Source organism: Streptosporangium sandarakinum (assembly GCF_013409935.1).
Taxonomy (GTDB): Bacteria; Actinomycetota; Actinomycetes; order Streptosporangiales; family Streptosporangiaceae; genus Streptosporangium; species Streptosporangium nondiastaticum.
The window spans coordinates 315,094-329,720 of record NZ_JACCCO010000001.1; the positions used below are offsets into that span (position 1 = coordinate 315,094).

At 72.9% G+C, this 14,627-nt stretch carries 17 protein-coding genes; 8 read left to right on the plus strand and 9 right to left on the minus strand.

Annotated elements, in window-relative coordinates:
* Positions 1–492 precede the first annotated feature (492 nt).
* Entirely contained in the window at positions 493–681 is a 189-nt protein-coding gene (locus HDA43_RS01480; RefSeq protein ID WP_179817932.1) for a hypothetical protein, read from the plus strand.
* Between the two features lie 247 nt (positions 682–928).
* On the opposite strand, the gene HDA43_RS01485 is transcribed toward HDA43_RS01480, so the two are convergent.
* Together HDA43_RS01485 and mihF are read right to left on the minus strand one after the other, a co-directional pair.
* Positions 929–1,291, minus strand: coding sequence for a hypothetical protein (locus tag HDA43_RS01485; RefSeq protein WP_218911555.1), 363 nt, complete (start codon positions 1,289–1,291; stop codon positions 929–931).
* Between the two features lie 370 nt (positions 1,292–1,661).
* Positions 1,662–1,970: an integration host factor, actinobacterial type gene (mihF, locus tag HDA43_RS01490; RefSeq protein ID WP_179817933.1), complete on the minus strand. Its 309-nt coding sequence runs from the start codon at positions 1,968–1,970 to the stop codon at positions 1,662–1,664.
* 161 nt (positions 1,971–2,131) lie between these two features.
* On the opposite strand from mihF, the gene HDA43_RS01495 reads away from it, so the two are divergent.
* Both HDA43_RS01495 and HDA43_RS01500 read left to right on the plus strand, forming a co-directional pair.
* Entirely contained in the window at positions 2,132–2,305 is a 174-nt protein-coding gene (locus HDA43_RS01495) for a hypothetical protein (RefSeq protein ID WP_179817934.1), read from the plus strand.
* 643 nt (positions 2,306–2,948) lie between these two features.
* Positions 2,949–3,236: an HU family DNA-binding protein gene (locus HDA43_RS01500; protein WP_179817935.1), complete on the plus strand. Its 288-nt coding sequence runs from the start codon at positions 2,949–2,951 to the stop codon at positions 3,234–3,236.
* An 8-nt stretch (positions 3,237–3,244) separates the two neighbouring features.
* Here HDA43_RS01500 and HDA43_RS01505 read toward each other — a convergent pair whose 3' ends face one another.
* The 5 genes from HDA43_RS01505 to HDA43_RS01525 form a co-directional block, all read right to left on the minus strand.
* A complete protein-coding gene (locus tag HDA43_RS01505; protein WP_179817936.1) occupies positions 3,245–4,060 on the minus strand; it encodes an ABC transporter ATP-binding protein in 816 nt (271 codons plus the stop codon).
* Between the two features lie 97 nt (positions 4,061–4,157).
* Positions 4,158–5,939, minus strand: coding sequence for a protein kinase domain-containing protein (locus HDA43_RS01510; protein WP_179817937.1), 1,782 nt, complete (start codon positions 5,937–5,939; stop codon positions 4,158–4,160).
* Between the two features lie 330 nt (positions 5,940–6,269).
* Positions 6,270–7,436, minus strand: a complete 1,167-nt coding sequence (locus HDA43_RS01515) for an alpha/beta hydrolase (protein WP_179817938.1) — start codon at positions 7,434–7,436, stop codon at positions 6,270–6,272.
* Between the two features lie 449 nt (positions 7,437–7,885).
* Positions 7,886–8,764 carry an alpha/beta fold hydrolase gene (locus HDA43_RS01520; protein ID WP_179817939.1) on the minus strand — a complete coding sequence of 293 codons (879 nt, stop codon included), beginning with the start codon at positions 8,762–8,764 and terminating at the stop codon, positions 7,886–7,888.
* A 110-nt stretch (positions 8,765–8,874) separates the two neighbouring features.
* Complete coding sequence (locus HDA43_RS01525) at positions 8,875–9,336, minus strand: nuclear transport factor 2 family protein (protein WP_179817940.1); 462 nt, start codon at positions 9,334–9,336, stop codon at positions 8,875–8,877.
* An 89-nt stretch (positions 9,337–9,425) separates the two neighbouring features.
* On the opposite strand from HDA43_RS01525, the gene HDA43_RS01530 reads away from it, so the two are divergent.
* The gene (locus tag HDA43_RS01530; protein ID WP_179817941.1) at positions 9,426–9,995 is read left to right on the plus strand and encodes a TetR/AcrR family transcriptional regulator; all 570 of its coding nucleotides are present in this window, start codon (positions 9,426–9,428) and stop codon (positions 9,993–9,995) included.
* 162 nt (positions 9,996–10,157) lie between these two features.
* Here HDA43_RS01530 and HDA43_RS01535 read toward each other — a convergent pair whose 3' ends face one another.
* Positions 10,158–10,589, minus strand: coding sequence for a hypothetical protein (locus HDA43_RS01535; protein ID WP_246423882.1), 432 nt, complete (start codon positions 10,587–10,589; stop codon positions 10,158–10,160).
* Positions 10,590–10,710: 121 nt separating this feature from the next.
* On the opposite strand from HDA43_RS01535, the gene HDA43_RS01540 reads away from it, so the two are divergent.
* The 4 genes from HDA43_RS01540 (at position 10,711) to HDA43_RS01555 (ending at position 13,753) form a co-directional block, all read left to right on the plus strand.
* Complete coding sequence (locus HDA43_RS01540) at positions 10,711–11,265, plus strand: MFS transporter (protein ID WP_179817943.1); 555 nt, start codon at positions 10,711–10,713, stop codon at positions 11,263–11,265.
* Between the two features lie 240 nt (positions 11,266–11,505).
* On the plus strand, positions 11,506–12,261 hold the full coding sequence (locus HDA43_RS01545; protein WP_179817944.1) for a YcnI family copper-binding membrane protein: 756 nt from the start codon (positions 11,506–11,508) through the stop codon (positions 12,259–12,261).
* A gap of 413 nt (positions 12,262–12,674) precedes the next feature.
* Positions 12,675–13,241 (plus strand): hypothetical protein, encoded by a 567-nt coding sequence (locus HDA43_RS01550; RefSeq protein ID WP_179817945.1) that lies wholly within the window; start codon positions 12,675–12,677, stop codon positions 13,239–13,241.
* Positions 13,238–13,753 carry a hypothetical protein gene (locus HDA43_RS01555; protein WP_179817946.1) on the plus strand — a complete coding sequence of 172 codons (516 nt, stop codon included), beginning with the start codon at positions 13,238–13,240 and terminating at the stop codon, positions 13,751–13,753. Before HDA43_RS01550 ends, HDA43_RS01555 begins: the two co-directional genes overlap by 4 nt.
* Before the next feature lie 81 nt (positions 13,754–13,834).
* Here HDA43_RS01555 and HDA43_RS01560 read toward each other — a convergent pair whose 3' ends face one another.
* Positions 13,835–14,557, minus strand: a complete 723-nt coding sequence (locus HDA43_RS01560; protein ID WP_179817947.1) for an alpha/beta fold hydrolase — start codon at positions 14,555–14,557, stop codon at positions 13,835–13,837.
* Positions 14,558–14,627 lie beyond the last annotated feature (70 nt).

The window sequence follows — 14,627 nt, forward strand, 5'->3', positions numbered from 1 at the left end:
CTTTCGTCCGTGTGTGGTCCGGTGGCCTGTCATGGCTGCACCGGGACCGGCGGACATTTGTTGGCACACCCCTTGAGGGCACTGGGATGGGCGGCGCCCGGGCTCGATTCGTCCGGTCCGGTCATCGCCCCTCCCCTCCCTGCGTGTTCCGCGCCGTTTTCGGGACGACTATGCCGCTCGCAGCGGTCCACGGGATCGGACTCCCGGTCGACATGCCCCCGGGACCTTGGACTTAGGACCACCGGAGGTCTTCGCGGCGAGATCGGCTCCGTTGACACACGAGGCCGTTCATCGCGCCGGACCCATCCGGTCCTGTTCGAGCCCAGAACCATCGGCAGTCCTGCAACCTCACCGGGCTCGAACGCTGTCCCCGGGTGAGCGGATCGCGATCCCGTCCGGCCGGGTGAACGGATCGCGACCCCGTCCGGGCGCTCCGCGACATCGCCTTCGAGCCGAGGACGCACGAACAGGCGATCAACAGGCCGATGGCCGATGGCCATCGGAGTGTCCCGGGCGGACGCCGGGTATGTCATCGGCTGGTACGCCGCGCCCGGTGACTCCTCCACGACCGTGGACGACGCGGCCGCACGGGTGACCGGCCGTCCGGCATGTACGTTCGCACAGTGGGCGGACGGGCACGCGGACCGTTTCCAGGCGGGGGTGGTGATCTCTATCGGCTGAACGCGCCCACGCCGGCCGATCTCCCTGGTTCGGGGCCGCGCGTTTCCGCGTTCCCCACCATGAGGTGATACGGAAACCACGCCTTCGCCAGGCCGGCCGCCACCGGCAGATCAATGTGTTACGACGACCGCTGGAAAGCGTCATCCCCCGGGAGGCTGGGCGTTCCGCTGCCGGGCCGGAGCGGGTGACACGGGCAGGGCGCTTTCCGGGCCCGGCGACGTCCGACGCGCGGCCACGATCACGGGGGCTAGGAGACGGCGGTGTAGCACTCCACTTCGGCCCGCCGATAGGTCAGCCCGGCCTTCACCAGATTCGCGATGCACTCGCACTGTTTCCCGGTGAGTGTGAGATCGCCGCAGACGGTGACGCCGGAGTAGGTGCGGCAGTCGAGGTTCGGGTTCGCCGCGCCGATCCGGTAGGTGCTCTTGACCCGGGCCCGGCAGTCGGCCCGGAGCGACGCGCTGCCCGCGTAGTCGCACTGGTTGAGGAGAATCCGGTACTGCGATTCGCTCACCGGCGTCCTGGGCTTCGCCTCGGCCGCGGCACCCGCGCCGGAAAGCGTCGCCGCGGTGCCCGCCAACAGCGCCGCCACTGCGATGATCCGCTTCATGATGCCCCCCTTTGGCATCCAGTATCCGATACGCGAACGCGGGATTTCCACCGTGGACGAGTAACCATCCAGGGAACCTCCCGGCCCGGCCGATGCCTCCTCCTCTACTTCTTCCCCGTCTCGTTGTGCTCATGGCGACGCTGCGCGACGCGGCTCGGGGGCTGGAGTCCGGCGCCTTCCCTCGTCACTCCGTCGCTGCGCTCCTGCGCTCCTCAGTCCAGACACCGGCGCCCCCTCGCGGGCTCATTGCGACGCTGCGCGTCGTGGTGAGGCCCCGCCGTACGGACGATTGGACATCCGTACGGCGGGGCCTCACTTTCCCGCCGCCCTCCCGCCTGGGCGCGCCGGGGGATCGGCGCGCCCGGGGTGCTCAGCGCTCGACGGCCTGCAGCAGCTTGCGGCGCTGCTGGGCGCCGAGACCGCCGAGCCGGCGGGTCTCGTCCACGTCGGCCGTCTTCATGAGCTGGGCCGCCTTGACGTTGCCGATGCCCGGCAGTGCCCGCAGCGCCTGCGAGACCTTGATGCGCTTGGCGACCTCGTCGTCGCGGCCGAGCAGCTGCTCAAGGCTCACGGACCCGGCCTTGACGTCGGCCAGGAGCTTGGCCCGGGCCGCACGCGTCTCGGCGGCCTTGGCAAGTGCCGCTTGACGCTGTTCGGGGGTTAGCTTGGGCAAGGCCATGTTGGTTTCTCCCTGGTTGCTTGGGTTCTGCCGTCCTGTTACCCACAGCGACGCGGCTAATCATCCTGGAACCAGGGAAAAACAGGGCATCTGTCACTGACCACCACGATATGCCCGAATGGTTACCCCAGACTTACCTGACTCTTCGTAGCCTCGACCTCATGGGTATCTGGCAAGGACCGGACGGCATCGAGGTGGAGGCGGTCGTGCTTCACGACCTCCCCTGCCTGCGGGTTACCCGGCGTGTCGGTGACCGTCAGGTGCTCCTGGCGTACTGCACCGACGTGCGGGAGGTCGGCGAACACGTCGACCTGGCCGAACTGGTCGCCTCCTGAGGAGACGGCCGGGTGTGCGGGGGACGGCGGGTCCCGAGGAGACGGCCGGGTGTGCGGGGGACGGCGGGAGGACGACCACGGGGAACGGCGGAAGGTTGACCGGCCGTTCCCCGTGCGGGACCGGTACGGCGAAGGTGGTTCCGCACCGCCGGGAGGAACCGCGGGCGGAACGACCGGCCGCCCCGGGGGCGAGGCCGGTTCGGCATCGGGGTGAACTTCCCCGATCACCGAGGCGTCCCTGTGCACAGGGAGGCCCGCGTGACTCCTCCGCTCCCTGAAGAGAGCGGCTTCTCGCTTTCCTCGGCTGAGGTGGGCGACGGACAAGCCCTGCCCGTTCTGAACACAGGAACCATATCAATGAAGCGATTCCCCCACCGGGTGAACCCGGCAGTCCCTTCGCTAGATCTGATGGAAGTACTCGACGGCCTCGCTGACGAGAGGCTCCGCCTGGAGCTCCTCCTCATCGAAGCCCTGCACCGCGAAGCGGAACGGCTGGCCGCGCAGGCCGGCCTCACCTGACCGGCACGCCCCTGCCCGGAACACACGGCAGGGCTCCCCGTACGGCCGTGGTGTCCCGGTACGCCGCGGCCGTACGGGGAACCCGGCTCGACGCCGCGGCCGATGATGGCGTTAGCTATTCCCTATGAACAAGCGCGAGCTGATCGACAAGGCCGCGGCCGAGGCGGGGCTCAGCAGGCGACAGACCGCCGCAGCCCTGGACGCCATCCTCGGCGTCATCCAGACGACCGTGGCGGCCGAGGAGAAGGTGGCCATCCCCGGCTTCGGATCCTTCGAGATCGTCCACAAGCCCGCACGCACCGGGCGCAACCCGCAGACCGGCGAGCCCCTGGAGATCGCGGAGACCTGGACCGCCAAGTTCAAGCCCAGCCCGGGCTTCATGGGCCTCATCCGCCAGCGCAAGAAGGACTGACGCCGCGGTCAGCCCCGAACGGCGCGGGCGTACCAGCGCCCGTCCAGGGCGTCGATCCGCAGCGGCCTGCCGAAGCACTCCGACAGGTTCTCCCCGGTCAGCACCTCCCCCGCCGGACCGGCCGCCTGGACACGGGTGTCGCGCATCAGCAGGGCGTGGGTGGTGGTGGCCGGGACCTCCTCCAGGTGGTGGGTCACCGTGACCGTGGTCAGTGCGGGCCGGGACGCGGCCAGGCCCTCCACGGAGGCGATCAGGTCCTCGCGCGCGGGCAGGTCGAGCCCGGCGAACGGCTCGTCCAGCAGCAGTATCACCGGCTCGGCCATCAGCGCCCTGGCGACCCTGACCCTGGCCCGCTCCCCCTGGGAACAGACGCCGAACGGTCGCTCGGCGAGGTCCTTGCACCCCATGTCCGCCAGCAGCCGGTGGGCCCGCTCGTGCTCGGCCGGGCCGTAGCGGTCCCACAGCGGGGCGCTGGTGCCAGTGTGACCGGTCAGGACGACGGTGTGCGCGGTCGCGCCCTCGTTCTCCAGCAGGTCCTCGTCGACGAGCCGCTGACTCGCCGCCACCAGCCCGATCCGGCGGCGCAGCTCCCGCAGGTCGACCCGGCCCAGGCGCTGGCCGAGCACGGTGACCGAGCCGCTGCTGGGGTGCCGCACGGCGGCCGCCAGGGACAGCAGCGTGGTCTTGCCCGCCCCGTTGGGTCCCAGCACCACCCAGTGCTGGCCGTACTCCACCCGCCAGTCGACGCCGGACAGGAGGGTCCGCCCCACCACCCGTACCTCGACGCCGTTCAGCTCCACCGCCCCGGGTCCGAACCCGCTCATCGTCCTCCGTCCGGCTCCGCACGTACGACGATGATCACCCTAGCCGACCCGGCGGTCCTCGCCTCCGGCCGGGCGGAAGCCGCCGGATCACCGCCTCTCAGTCGCCGATCTGGACCGACGGGGTCGCGCCCGGCGGGGGCGAGGACGTGCTCTCCGTGGCCGACGGCGCCTGCGACGGCGCCGGGCTCTCGCCGTCACCGGTCTGCGGGATCTGGGTGAAGGAGGGCCTCGTACCGGGAGTGGGCGCGCCCGTCGCCTCCGGGCAGCCGCGGTTCGCACCCCGGCCCCGGCCGTTGCCCCGCCCGTTGCCGTTGCCCCGGCCGTTGCCTTTGCCCGGGAGGTCCGCGCAGGTCTGCGGCCCGTCACCGCCGCCGGGCGGGCCGGCGGTGTCGCGGGGACGGCTCGGGGACGGCTCGGCCGAGATGTCCGGAGGGATGTGGGCGGTGGGAACCGGCACCGTGCGGGTGGCGGTGACCGTGACCGTGGTCGGCTCGACCGGGGGCGCCGACCGCGTCCCGCCCTCCGGCGGGCGGGACGGGCGGAACGCGGACGTCGCCGTCGCGCCCTCGGCCGGCACCACCACCGGGACGCGCTCGGGGACGCCGGCCCCGCCGGACCCGTCCACCCCGCCGTCACCGGCCCTCGCCGCGGCCACCACGGTCAGCGCCGCCATGGACACCGTGGCCAGCGCGGCGAACCCCGCCTGCGAGAAGCTCCCGCCGCGTCCCGGCGCCGCCCGCCTGGAACCCCGCGCCCGGGAACGTTCCCGCGAGGGGCCGGCGGGCGCGGACCGCCCCTCCTCCCCCGGCCGGTACGGCGCACCCGCCGACGGATACGGCGCCGCCGCGTACGGGTACGGCACGGCACCGGACGCGGCCCCCGCCCCCGCCCAGGGGGACGCGGCCCGCGACGCCCCGCCGCGCCCCGGGTCCGGGACCCGCGGCGCGGCGGGGGGATACGGCACCGCCGTCCAGATATCCCCCAGCACCCCGGCGACCGCCTCACGCGGATCAGCCGGCGCGGCCACACCGCCCGCCGCCAGCAACGCCACGAGCAGGTCGGCGGCGCGGGGACGGTGCGCCGGGTCCTTGGCCAGGCACGCCTCGACCGCCGGGCGCAGCAGCATGGGCACCGAGGAGAGACGCGGCGGCTCGACCATGATGCGCCGGGTCAGCACGTCGAGTTCGCCCGTGCCGAAGGGGTGGTGTCCGGTGGCCGCGTAGGCGATCACGCAGCCCCAGGCGAAGACGTCGGAGGCGGGCCGCGCGGGCCCCCCGGTGAGCCGCTCCGGGGCGACCCAGCCGGGGCTGCCCATGACCTGCCCGGCCTGGGTGTGCGCGCCGGGGGCGTCCACGTCCGTGGCGATACCGAAGTCGATCACCCGGGGCCCGGAGGGCGACAGCAGCACGTTGCCGGGCTTGAGGTCGCGGTGCACCAGCCCCGCCTCGTGCACCGCGACCAGCGCCGCGGCCACCCCCAGGGCGACGCCGTAGGCCAGGTCGGGCGTGAGCGGGCCGCCGGCGGGCACCACCTGGGACAGCGCGGGCCCGGGGATGTACTCGCAGACCAGGAAGGGCCGGTCGCGGTCGGTGCCGTCCTCGACCACGGCCGCGGTGCAGAAGGGCACCACGCGCCGGGAGAACGCCACCTCCTCGGCGAACCGGGCCCGGAGCGTGGGATCGTGCAGGTGCAGCGGATGCGGCGTCTTGAGCGCCACCACTCCGCCCTGGGGATGCTCGGCGAGATAGACGACGCCCATCCCGCCCACGCCGAGACGGCCGAGCAGCAGGTAACGGCCGATGATGACCGGGTCTCCCACGGTCAGCGGCCGCACACCGGGCGGCAGGCCGTCGATGGGTCCGGTTCCGCCACGCACCATCCTGGTCGAGCCTCCCGTGTCCGCGATACGGCAGAACACACTGTGGCCGTAACCCGCGGCGCTTCGCGCCCGACCGGACACAAGCGATATGACAGGTAAGGCGACTGATCCCTCAAGGTAAGTAACCCCTGGTACGCGGGACACGGATGGTGCCCGGCGTGACACCGTGACCGGCCGGTACGGCCCGCGGCGGGCCCCGGGGCCGGGACGCCCGGAGAGCGGACGCGGCCCGGCACCGGGACGACCGGAGATCGGCACGACCGGACACCGGGCCACCCGGAGATCGGCACGGCCGGGCACCGGGACGCCCGAGGACGTGGCGCCCGGAGGTCAGGCGGCGGCCGAGCCGGACGGCGCCGGCAGGTCCCGGGCCGTCACGGCGCCGGGCCGCGCGAGATCCTCGGCCGTCACGGCGCCCGGCCGCGCCAGGTCCTCCGCCGCCGCGGTGCCCGGCCGTACGGCTTCCCCGGCCGCCACCAGGCCGGAATCGCCGGAGAGGTCCGGCGCCGGAAGGCCGGGGGCCTCCGCGGGACCGGATCCGGCCGACAGGCCCCGGGCCGCCGCGAGGAACCGGTCGATGTGCCGGAAGACCTGACGCGCCTCCGGCAGGACGTCGGCCAGGATGGCGAAGACGTGCGGCATCCGCCGCCACTCCTCGTAGGTCACCGGCACTCCCCCGGCCCTCGCCCGCTCGGCCACGCGGCGCCCGTCGTCCCGGAGGACCTCGGTGGAACCGGTCACGACCATCAACGGCGGCAGCCCCCGGTAGTCGCCGAAGACCGGGGACACCAGGGGGTCGCGCACGTCCAGGCCCGCCGTCCAGCGGCGGGCCAGCCAGTCCACCCGGCCGGCCGGGATCAGCGGATCCACCAGCCGGTTGACCCGCCGCGGCACGTCCGTCAGGTCCGCCCACGGCGACAGGCACACCGCCGCCGACGGCAGCGGCGACCCCCGGTCGCGCAGCGCCAGCAGCGCGGTGAGGGTCAGGTGACCTCCCGCCGAGTCCCCGGCGAACAGGATCCTCGCCGGATCGTAGCCGCGCTCCAGCAGGCATCCGTACGCGGTGACCGCGTCCTGGAGGGACTCGGTGGGCCGGTGGACCGGACCCTGCCGGTAGTCCACGGCCAGCACCGGACGCCGGGCGACCGCCGACAGACGCCAGGTGATCGCCCGGTGGGTCGCCGGGGAGCAGGCGAAGTAACCGCCGCCGTGGAAGTAGAGCAGCACCCCGCTCTCGTCGAGGTCCTCCCCCGCGCGGACCCATTCCCCCCGGCAGACCCCGGTGTCGTCCCGGGTCACCCGTACGTGGGAGGGCAGGCGCACCGGCACCCGCGCGGCGAGGGCGGCGATCTGGGAACCGGCGGTCACCCCGGCCTCGGAGCGGAGCAGCAGGCCGGCGAGCGGTTTGAAGGTCCCGCGCATCATCGCGTTGAGAGCCGCGGCCTGCCAGCTCACCGGATAGCCGGGACAGACGTCCACGTCGATCTCGTCATGCATGCGGACCTCCCGCAGGGCCACGAGCGCGGACCTGCCGAAAGGCCGTGCACGCGGACCTTCTGAAAAGGGGATTCCCCGCGGCGGATCCCCCTACTCCCCCCGCCGGGCCACCCGTTCCCCGCTCCACCACCCGAGATCCGTTGCCGGGCACGGGGCCGGCGGGGAAAATCAGGTGGTCCCGACATCCCCGGGAGGCCGTCTTCCTGCTCTGCGCGCGTCGCCGGCCACGGCTTCCGCCGCCGCTCCGCCTACCGTGCCGCCGCACGGCCCGGCGCCCTTCCGGCCGCCCCGGTCCGCCTTCATCGACATCACCGAGGCCATTCAGCGGTTGGAGCGCAGGCCGCCGCTTTCACCACCCCCGCCCACCACCTGACGAACGACCACCGCCTCCCCGGCAGATCGTCGGACCTGCGGGGTAGGCGTGGCTCCGGCGGGGACGGAGACGCTGATCAGGCCGTGGCGACCTTGCGGTCGAGGAAGTCGCGGACGAGGGCGGCGATTTCGGTTCCGTGGGTGGCGAGGGCGAAGTGGCCCGCGTCCAGGAGGTGGATCTCGGCGTCGGGCAGGTCGCGGGCGAAGGCTTTGGCGCCTTCGGGGCCGAAGATCTCGTCGTTCTGGCCCCAGGCGACCAGGACGGGCGGCCGGTGGGTGCGGAAGTACTCCTGGAAGGCGGGGTAGCCGTCGAGGTTGAACTGGTAGTCCCAGAACAGCTGGAGCTGGATCTCCTTGTTGCCCGGACGGTCCAGGTACGCCTGGTCCAGCACCCAGGCGTCCGGGTTGACGTGCTCCAGCAGGTCGGCGGGTACACCGTGGGTGTGCTGCCAGCGGGTCGCCTCGGCGGTCAGCAGCCGGCGGACGGCGGGCTCGTTGGCGGCCCGATCCTTGGCGTGGGCGAACAGCACGTCCCAGAACGGGGTGAAGCCCTCGATGTAGGCGTTGCCGCTCTGGCTGATGATGGCGGTGACCCGTTCGGGGTGGCGGGAGGCGATGCGCAGTCCGATGGGGGCACCGTAGTCCTGGATGTAGAGGGCGAACCGGTCGAGCCCGAGCGTGTCGAGCAGTTCCAGGGTGATCTCGGTGAGCTTGTCGAAGCTGTAGTCGAACTCCTCCACCGGAGGCATCGCCGACTGTCCGAAGCCGATGTGGTCGGGTGCGATCAGGTGATACGCGTCGGCCAGGTCGGCGATCAGGTCGCGGTACATGGCCGAGCTGCTCGGGAAGCCATGCAGCAGGAGCAGTGTGGGGTTGGCGGGGTCGCCGGCCTCTCGGTAGAAGACGGGCAGTCCCTGGATCTCGACGGTGGCGTGGCGGATCTGCTGGACGGTCATCTCAGTGCTCTTCTCTCAGGTGGTGCGACGGGTTCTCTGTGGCGGGCGAGGGCCGATGCCACGGCGGCGACACCGCGCGGCAAGGGTGACGCCGGCGCCTGGTGGCGGGGCTATCGCAGTGGGATGTCGGCCCCGTGTTCGCCCCGGGGACGGGGACCGTGGATGCGCCTGTCGGCCTCGGTGATGGCGACGTCGTCGATGCTCGCCTCGCGGCGTCGCATGAGACCGCGGTCGTCGAACTCCCACAGTTCATTGCCGTAGCTACGCCACCACCGGCCTGCCGCGTCGTGCCACTCGTACTGGAACCGGACGGCGATCCGGTCGCCCTCGAATGCCCAGAGGCTCTTGCGCAGCGCGTAGTCCAGTTCGCGTTCCCACTTGCGCGCCAGGAAGGCGACGATCTCCTCCCGGCCTCTGACGAACGTGTCTCGATTCCGCCACAGCGAGTCCGGCGTGTAGGCCGACGCCACGCGGTGGGGATCGCGGGTGTTCCATGCGTCCTCGGCCGCCTGGACCTTCCGCAGGGCCGCCTCGCGGGTGAACGGCGGATAGGGCGGGCGATCTTCTGACAATGGGACCTCCCCAGGTAGAGAACGATCGTTCTCAAGCGATGGGTGCCCTAAGATAGAGAACGATCGTTCTCAGTGTCAAGGAGGTGCGGATGCCGGCCCCGATCAGCGACGAACAGACGCGACTGGACCGTGAGGCGCTGCTCGACGTGGCGGAGAGGCTGTTCTACGAGCGAGGGATTCAGGCGGTCGGCATGGACAAGATCCGTGCGGCATCCGACCTGCCGCTCAAGCGGATCTATCGGCTCTTCGCCGCCAAGGAGGACCTCGTCGTCGCGATGCTCCGACGCCGGGATCAGCGCTGGCGGAGGAGTCTGGCGGACCGTGTGGAGCAGGTCGCGGATCCTCGGGAGCGGGTCCTGGCGGTCTTCGACTGGCTCACGGACTGGTTCGCCGAGCCCGGTTTCCGCGGATGCGTCTGGATCAACGCCCACGGCGAACTCGGCTCCTCGTCCGAGGCGGTGCTCGCCGAGGTCCGGTCACACAAACAGGCGTTCCACGACCAGATCGCCGGGTGGGTCCACGCCACCGGGACGTCGGCGGCCGAACCCATCTTCCTGCTCGCCGAAGGGGCCATCGTGACCGCCGGTATCAGCGGCGACCCCGCACCGGCCCGGCACGCACGCGCCGCCGCCGCGATGCTGCTCGGGACGCCCTCATGACCCGGCCGCACCCGCCGGCGACCTGTCGGCCCACTCGGCGGCGAGAGCCGCGCGAGCCGGACGATTCGAGTGGTCTCCCGGCCGCCTTCGCGCCCGGCGGAACACGCCGCTCACGGCCGAGAAGCACCCCGCCGGAATCACGGCCGGAGCACCGGCCCGCATTCAGTGGTCGTCGTAGTCGTCGTCGCGGACCCGGGGCGCCCAGCGGGAGGGCATGAGGACGGGCAGGAAGAGTGCGACGCCCACGAGGGCGTAGACGCCGGCGGCCAGCAGCACGCCCATGCCCCGGCCGGCCTGCAGGAGCGCGGCGGGCAGGGAGGGGTCGCGCGGGACCAGGTCCGTGGCGCGGGCGGGGTCGAGGGCGTAGACCACGGTCCAGGCGAGCAGGACGATCGACGGGACGAACGCGGCCATCGGGGAGACCCGGCCGGAGGCCACCAGCCCGAGCAGGAGGCCGACGCCCGCCATGACGCCCAGCGCGGTCCAGGACCTCGGGCCGCCGAGCGCGAAGGCCGCCGCCGCAGACAGTCCCTCCTGTACGGCCCAGCCGGCTCCGCCCAGCAGGGCGGCGGTGAGGAGCAGCCCGACCAGCAAACCGGAAAAATGTCGCATTGACCCCGCCTAGCTACGAACTGTCTGCCGTGCTCGCGGCAACCATAGCTGCAAAAGACCGGAAAAGGCAGGCGTTGACGGTACGTGAGAACATGGGGGCACCATGCGCGCCCACCTCCCCCTGCGCCTCGCCCGCGCGGCGGCCTTCTCGGCCGTGTGCGTGGCACTGGCCGTCGCCGGCCACCGGGCCGCGGGCGGGTCCGGGCCCGAGCCGCAGGCGGTGGCCGCCGCCTGGACGGCCGTCGCGGCGGCGACGGCGGCGCTCGCCGGGCGCGAGCGCTCCGCCACGGTGATCAGCGCCGGCCTGGCGGCCGCGCAGCTCGTCCTGCACGAGCTGTTCGCCTACGGCGACCCCTCGGGGATCTCCCTGGTCACGCACTCCCACGGCCGGGGTCTGGGCGAGGGGCTGGGCATGCTTCTCGCGCATCTGACCGCCACGCTGCTCACCGGCTGGTGGCTGGCCCGCGGCGAGGCCGCCCTGTGGACGCTGCTGCGCGCCGCGGGCCGGCGCCTCGGCGCGGCGCTGCGGCTGCTCCCCTCCCCCGCCATGCCGCCCGCTCCCCCGCGCGCGGCCGTCGCCTCCGTCCCGCTCCTCCCGGCGCGGGGCGTCCTGCGGCACATCGTCAGCCGGCGCGGCCCTCCACTCCCCGCCGCCTGATCTCTTTTCCCGTGCCTTCCCGGCACCGCGGAATCCGTCCCTTCGCGCGGGAACCGTTCCGCGCCGGGCGGCGGCCACCGCGCCCGCGTCCGTGCGCGGCGTGACCGCCGCCGGCCGCCGCACGCCCGTGATCGGCGCACGCCCGTGATCAGTGCACGCCCGTGATCGGTGCGCGCCGTGGTCCCGTCGCGGGGTTCCGCGCCTCCTCCGAACGTCCCGAACCCCGAAGTGGAGAATCCCATGTCGTTCCCCGCAGCGTTCCGCCGCCTGGCCGCCGTGACCGCCGGCGCCGCCGCCCTCACCATCGGCCTCGCCGTGCCCGCGCTCGCGCACGTGAGCATCAACCCCGGCACCGCCGAGCAGGGCGGCTTCACCAAGGTCGCCTTCCGGGTCCCCAACGAGCGCGACAAGGACTCGACGAGCAAGGTCGAGGTGTCCTTCCCGCTCGACCACCCGCTGCCGTTCGTCTCGGTCAAGCCGGTGCCCGGCTGGAAGGTCAAGGTGACCGAGGGCAAGCTGCCCAAGCCGGTCACCACCGAGTACGGCGAGATCACCGAGGCCGTCACCAAGGTGACCTGGTCGGGCGGGAAGATCGAGCCCGGCCAGTTCCAGGAGTTCGAGGTGTCCATGGGCGCGCTGCCCGAGGACACCGACCGCCTCCTCTTCCCCACGACCCAGACCTACGACGGCGGCGAGGTCGTCAAGTGGGCCGACGAGCCCAAGGCCGACGGCTCCGAGCCGGAACACCCGGCCCCGGTGCTGCGGCTCACCCCGGCCGCCGGCGGCGACGGCCACGGCACCGGTACGGCGAGCCCCTCGGCGGCCCCGGCCGCGACGGACGCCTCGCCTGCCGCGCCGTCGGTCACCGCGGTCGCGGCCTCCGGCGCGGACTCCTCCGACGGCACCGCCCGCGCGCTGGGCGTCGCCGGTCTGGTCCTCGGGCTCGTCGGCGCCGTGGCCGGCGTGCTGGGCCTGCGCCGCGGCCGTAACGCCTGAGAGGAGCACCCGAGAGCGCCTTGGGACGACTGAGAGAGCGTCCGAGCGAGCGCCTGAGAACGCTTGAGAGCGCCTGAGTGCGCCTGAGGGACGGCGGGCCGCGCACCGGGGAACCGGTGCGCGGCCCGCCGGCTTGAACCCGCCCGGACCGGGCCGCCGCCGGGACCCACCGCCCGGACCCACCGCCTGGACCGGGCCCACGGTCCGAACCGGGCCGCGGCCCGGCGTCAGGCCGGAAATTCACACCGGGGCACTGGAAAGTCAGCACTCGCCGATAAACACTCGTGGGGGCCCGGCGGAAAAATCGACCCTGCGGCCCGCGGTTCCCGCCACCGGGATGTGGAACACGGGGCGTCCGGGATCGCGGTCCGCGTGACGGCACACGGTCACGACCCCCGAAGCGAGGTTCGCGCATGGCAACCGAGACAGTCTCGGCACGTCCCTCCGGCGGATGGATTTCCGCACTCAACACCCGGCACCACAGGACCGCACTCAACCTCTACATGCTGATCGTCCTCGGTCACTGGGCCGAGCACATCGCCCAGGCCATCCAGATCTACGTCCTCGGCTGGCCGCTCTCGGAGGCACGCGGCGTCCTGGGCCTGCCGTTCCCCTGGCTCGTCACCTCCGAGTGGATGCACTACGGCTACGCGCTGCTCATGCTGATCGGCCTGATCCTGCTGCGGCACGGCTTCACCGGCAGGTCACGCACCTGGTGGAACATCTCCCTCGGTATCCAGGTCTGGCACCACTTCGAGCACCTGCTGCTGCTCAGCCAGGCGATCAGCGGCTACCACCTGCTGGGACGTCCCACTGTGACCAGCATCATCCAGCTCCTGATCCCGCGGGTGGAACTGCACCTGTTCTACAACACCCTCGTGTTCGTCCCCATGGTGGTCGCGATGGTCCTCCACCGGCGTCCCCGCGCGTCGGAGCGCTCGCTGATGCGGTGCACCTGCGCGGTCGCGCACCAGTGGTGAGGCGGCACGGCGGGCCCGCGGCGAGGAGGCGCTCCCCCTTCTTCAACACGGTCCTGACGTTCGTCGCGATCTTCCTGCTCTACCTGGCCGTTCCGAACATCGGCCCGGTCGTCCGCGCCGCGCGGGCCGACGGGATCGGCGGCCGGTTCACCGCGCGGCAGCTCGAGTGCATCCAGCACCCCGGGCACGAGTCCTGCACCTGGATGGGCGACTTCCGGTCCGCCGACGGCACGGTCCGCAAGACCGATGTCGCGATGTACGGGAGCTCACGCGAGTCGCTGCGGACCGGGCAGGAGACCCCTGCCGTGGACGTCGGCCGTCCCCGCCAGGTGTACGGCCCGGGCGGCTCCATGGAGTGGGTCTTCACCGGGCTGCTGCTCCTGATCGGGGTCGCCATCCCGGTGTACCTGTACGGCGGGCCGCTGCGCCGGGCGCTCACCGGCCGCGGGGCACCCGGGACGCCCGGTGACGCGGGCCGCCCGGAACCGCGGGAGTCGGAACCGGTCCGCTGAGGGCCGGTGCGGGGGCCCGGCCGGCGGCCGGGCCCTCGTCGCGCGGTCGCGGGTGTTCTCACGGCCGGCCCTTCCGGGGGCTCAGGAGTGCCGGGCCGCGACCTGGTCGAGGAGGGCGGCGAGATGGCCGGGGGCCGAGACCATGGGCCAGTGGCCGGTGTCGATGGTGCGGAAGTCCCAGGTCGGCGCGGTGCGCATGGCCGAGACGTCGGCGGACACCCGGCCGCCGAAGTGCTCCATCGAGCACATGACGTAGGTGGCCCGCTGCTGCGCCAGCGGGCGCGTCAGGACGGCGGACTCGGCGACGGTGCGCCCGGGGTGGCCGACGAAGCGCCTGGCGAGCCAGCCGGCCTGGCGGCGGGAGAGCCCCTGGCCGTCGGCCACGACCGACGCGTCGGGAGCCGGCCAGCGGCCGTTGTTGGCGGCGATGAGCCGCAGTTCCTCGGCGCGCAGGCGCTCGGGGAAGGCGTGCAGCATCGACTTGCCGTCGTGGGGCAGGAACGCCTCGACGAACACCGTGTGCGCCACCCGGTCGCGGGCCCGGTCGGCCACCAGGCCGGCCACGATGCCCGAGTAGCTGTGCCCCACGACGATGACGTCGCGCAGGTCGTCCCTCTCGATGGTCGCCAGGACGTGGCCGACGTGCGTCTCCAGCCCGACGTCGGCGACGTCGGCCTCGGCGGTGGTCAGGCCCGGCAGCGTGACCGCGTGGACCCGGTGGCCGTGGCCGCGCAGGCGCCGCGCCACCGGCTCCCAGGCCCAGGCGCCCATCCACGGGCCGGGGATGAGAACGAAGTTCTTCATGAGGAGTCCGTTTCCCCTGCTTCCGGCCGTTCCGCGCCTCGTGGGAGGCGCGTTCCGGCGGTGGGACATC

What these genes read in the sequence shown, in the direction of transcription:
- HDA43_RS01480 (WP_179817932.1), top strand. Translation starts at nt 493, where the DNA reads ATGGCCATCGGAGTGTCCCGGGCGGACGCCGGGTATGTCATCGGCTGG.
- HDA43_RS01485 (WP_218911555.1), bottom strand. Translation starts at nt 1,291, where the DNA reads ATGAAGCGGATCATCGCAGTGGCGGCGCTGTTGGCGGGCACCGCGGCG.
- mihF (WP_179817933.1), bottom strand. Translation starts at nt 1,970, where the DNA reads ATGGCCTTGCCCAAGCTAACCCCCGAACAGCGTCAAGCGGCACTTGCC.
- HDA43_RS01495 (WP_179817934.1), top strand. Translation starts at nt 2,132, where the DNA reads ATGGGTATCTGGCAAGGACCGGACGGCATCGAGGTGGAGGCGGTCGTG.
- HDA43_RS01500 (WP_179817935.1), top strand. Translation starts at nt 2,949, where the DNA reads ATGAACAAGCGCGAGCTGATCGACAAGGCCGCGGCCGAGGCGGGGCTC.
- HDA43_RS01505 (WP_179817936.1), bottom strand. Translation starts at nt 4,060, where the DNA reads ATGAGCGGGTTCGGACCCGGGGCGGTGGAGCTGAACGGCGTCGAGGTA.
- HDA43_RS01510 (WP_179817937.1), bottom strand. Translation starts at nt 5,939, where the DNA reads ATGGTGCGTGGCGGAACCGGACCCATCGACGGCCTGCCGCCCGGTGTG.
- HDA43_RS01515 (WP_179817938.1), bottom strand. Translation starts at nt 7,436, where the DNA reads ATGCATGACGAGATCGACGTGGACGTCTGTCCCGGCTATCCGGTGAGC.
- HDA43_RS01520 (WP_179817939.1), bottom strand. Translation starts at nt 8,764, where the DNA reads ATGACCGTCCAGCAGATCCGCCACGCCACCGTCGAGATCCAGGGACTG.
- HDA43_RS01530 (WP_179817941.1), top strand. Translation starts at nt 9,426, where the DNA reads ATGCCGGCCCCGATCAGCGACGAACAGACGCGACTGGACCGTGAGGCG.
- HDA43_RS01540 (WP_179817943.1), top strand. Translation starts at nt 10,711, where the DNA reads ATGCGCGCCCACCTCCCCCTGCGCCTCGCCCGCGCGGCGGCCTTCTCG.
- HDA43_RS01545 (WP_179817944.1), top strand. Translation starts at nt 11,506, where the DNA reads ATGTCGTTCCCCGCAGCGTTCCGCCGCCTGGCCGCCGTGACCGCCGGC.
- HDA43_RS01550 (WP_179817945.1), top strand. Translation starts at nt 12,675, where the DNA reads ATGGCAACCGAGACAGTCTCGGCACGTCCCTCCGGCGGATGGATTTCC.
- HDA43_RS01560 (WP_179817947.1), bottom strand. Translation starts at nt 14,557, where the DNA reads ATGAAGAACTTCGTTCTCATCCCCGGCCCGTGGATGGGCGCCTGGGCC.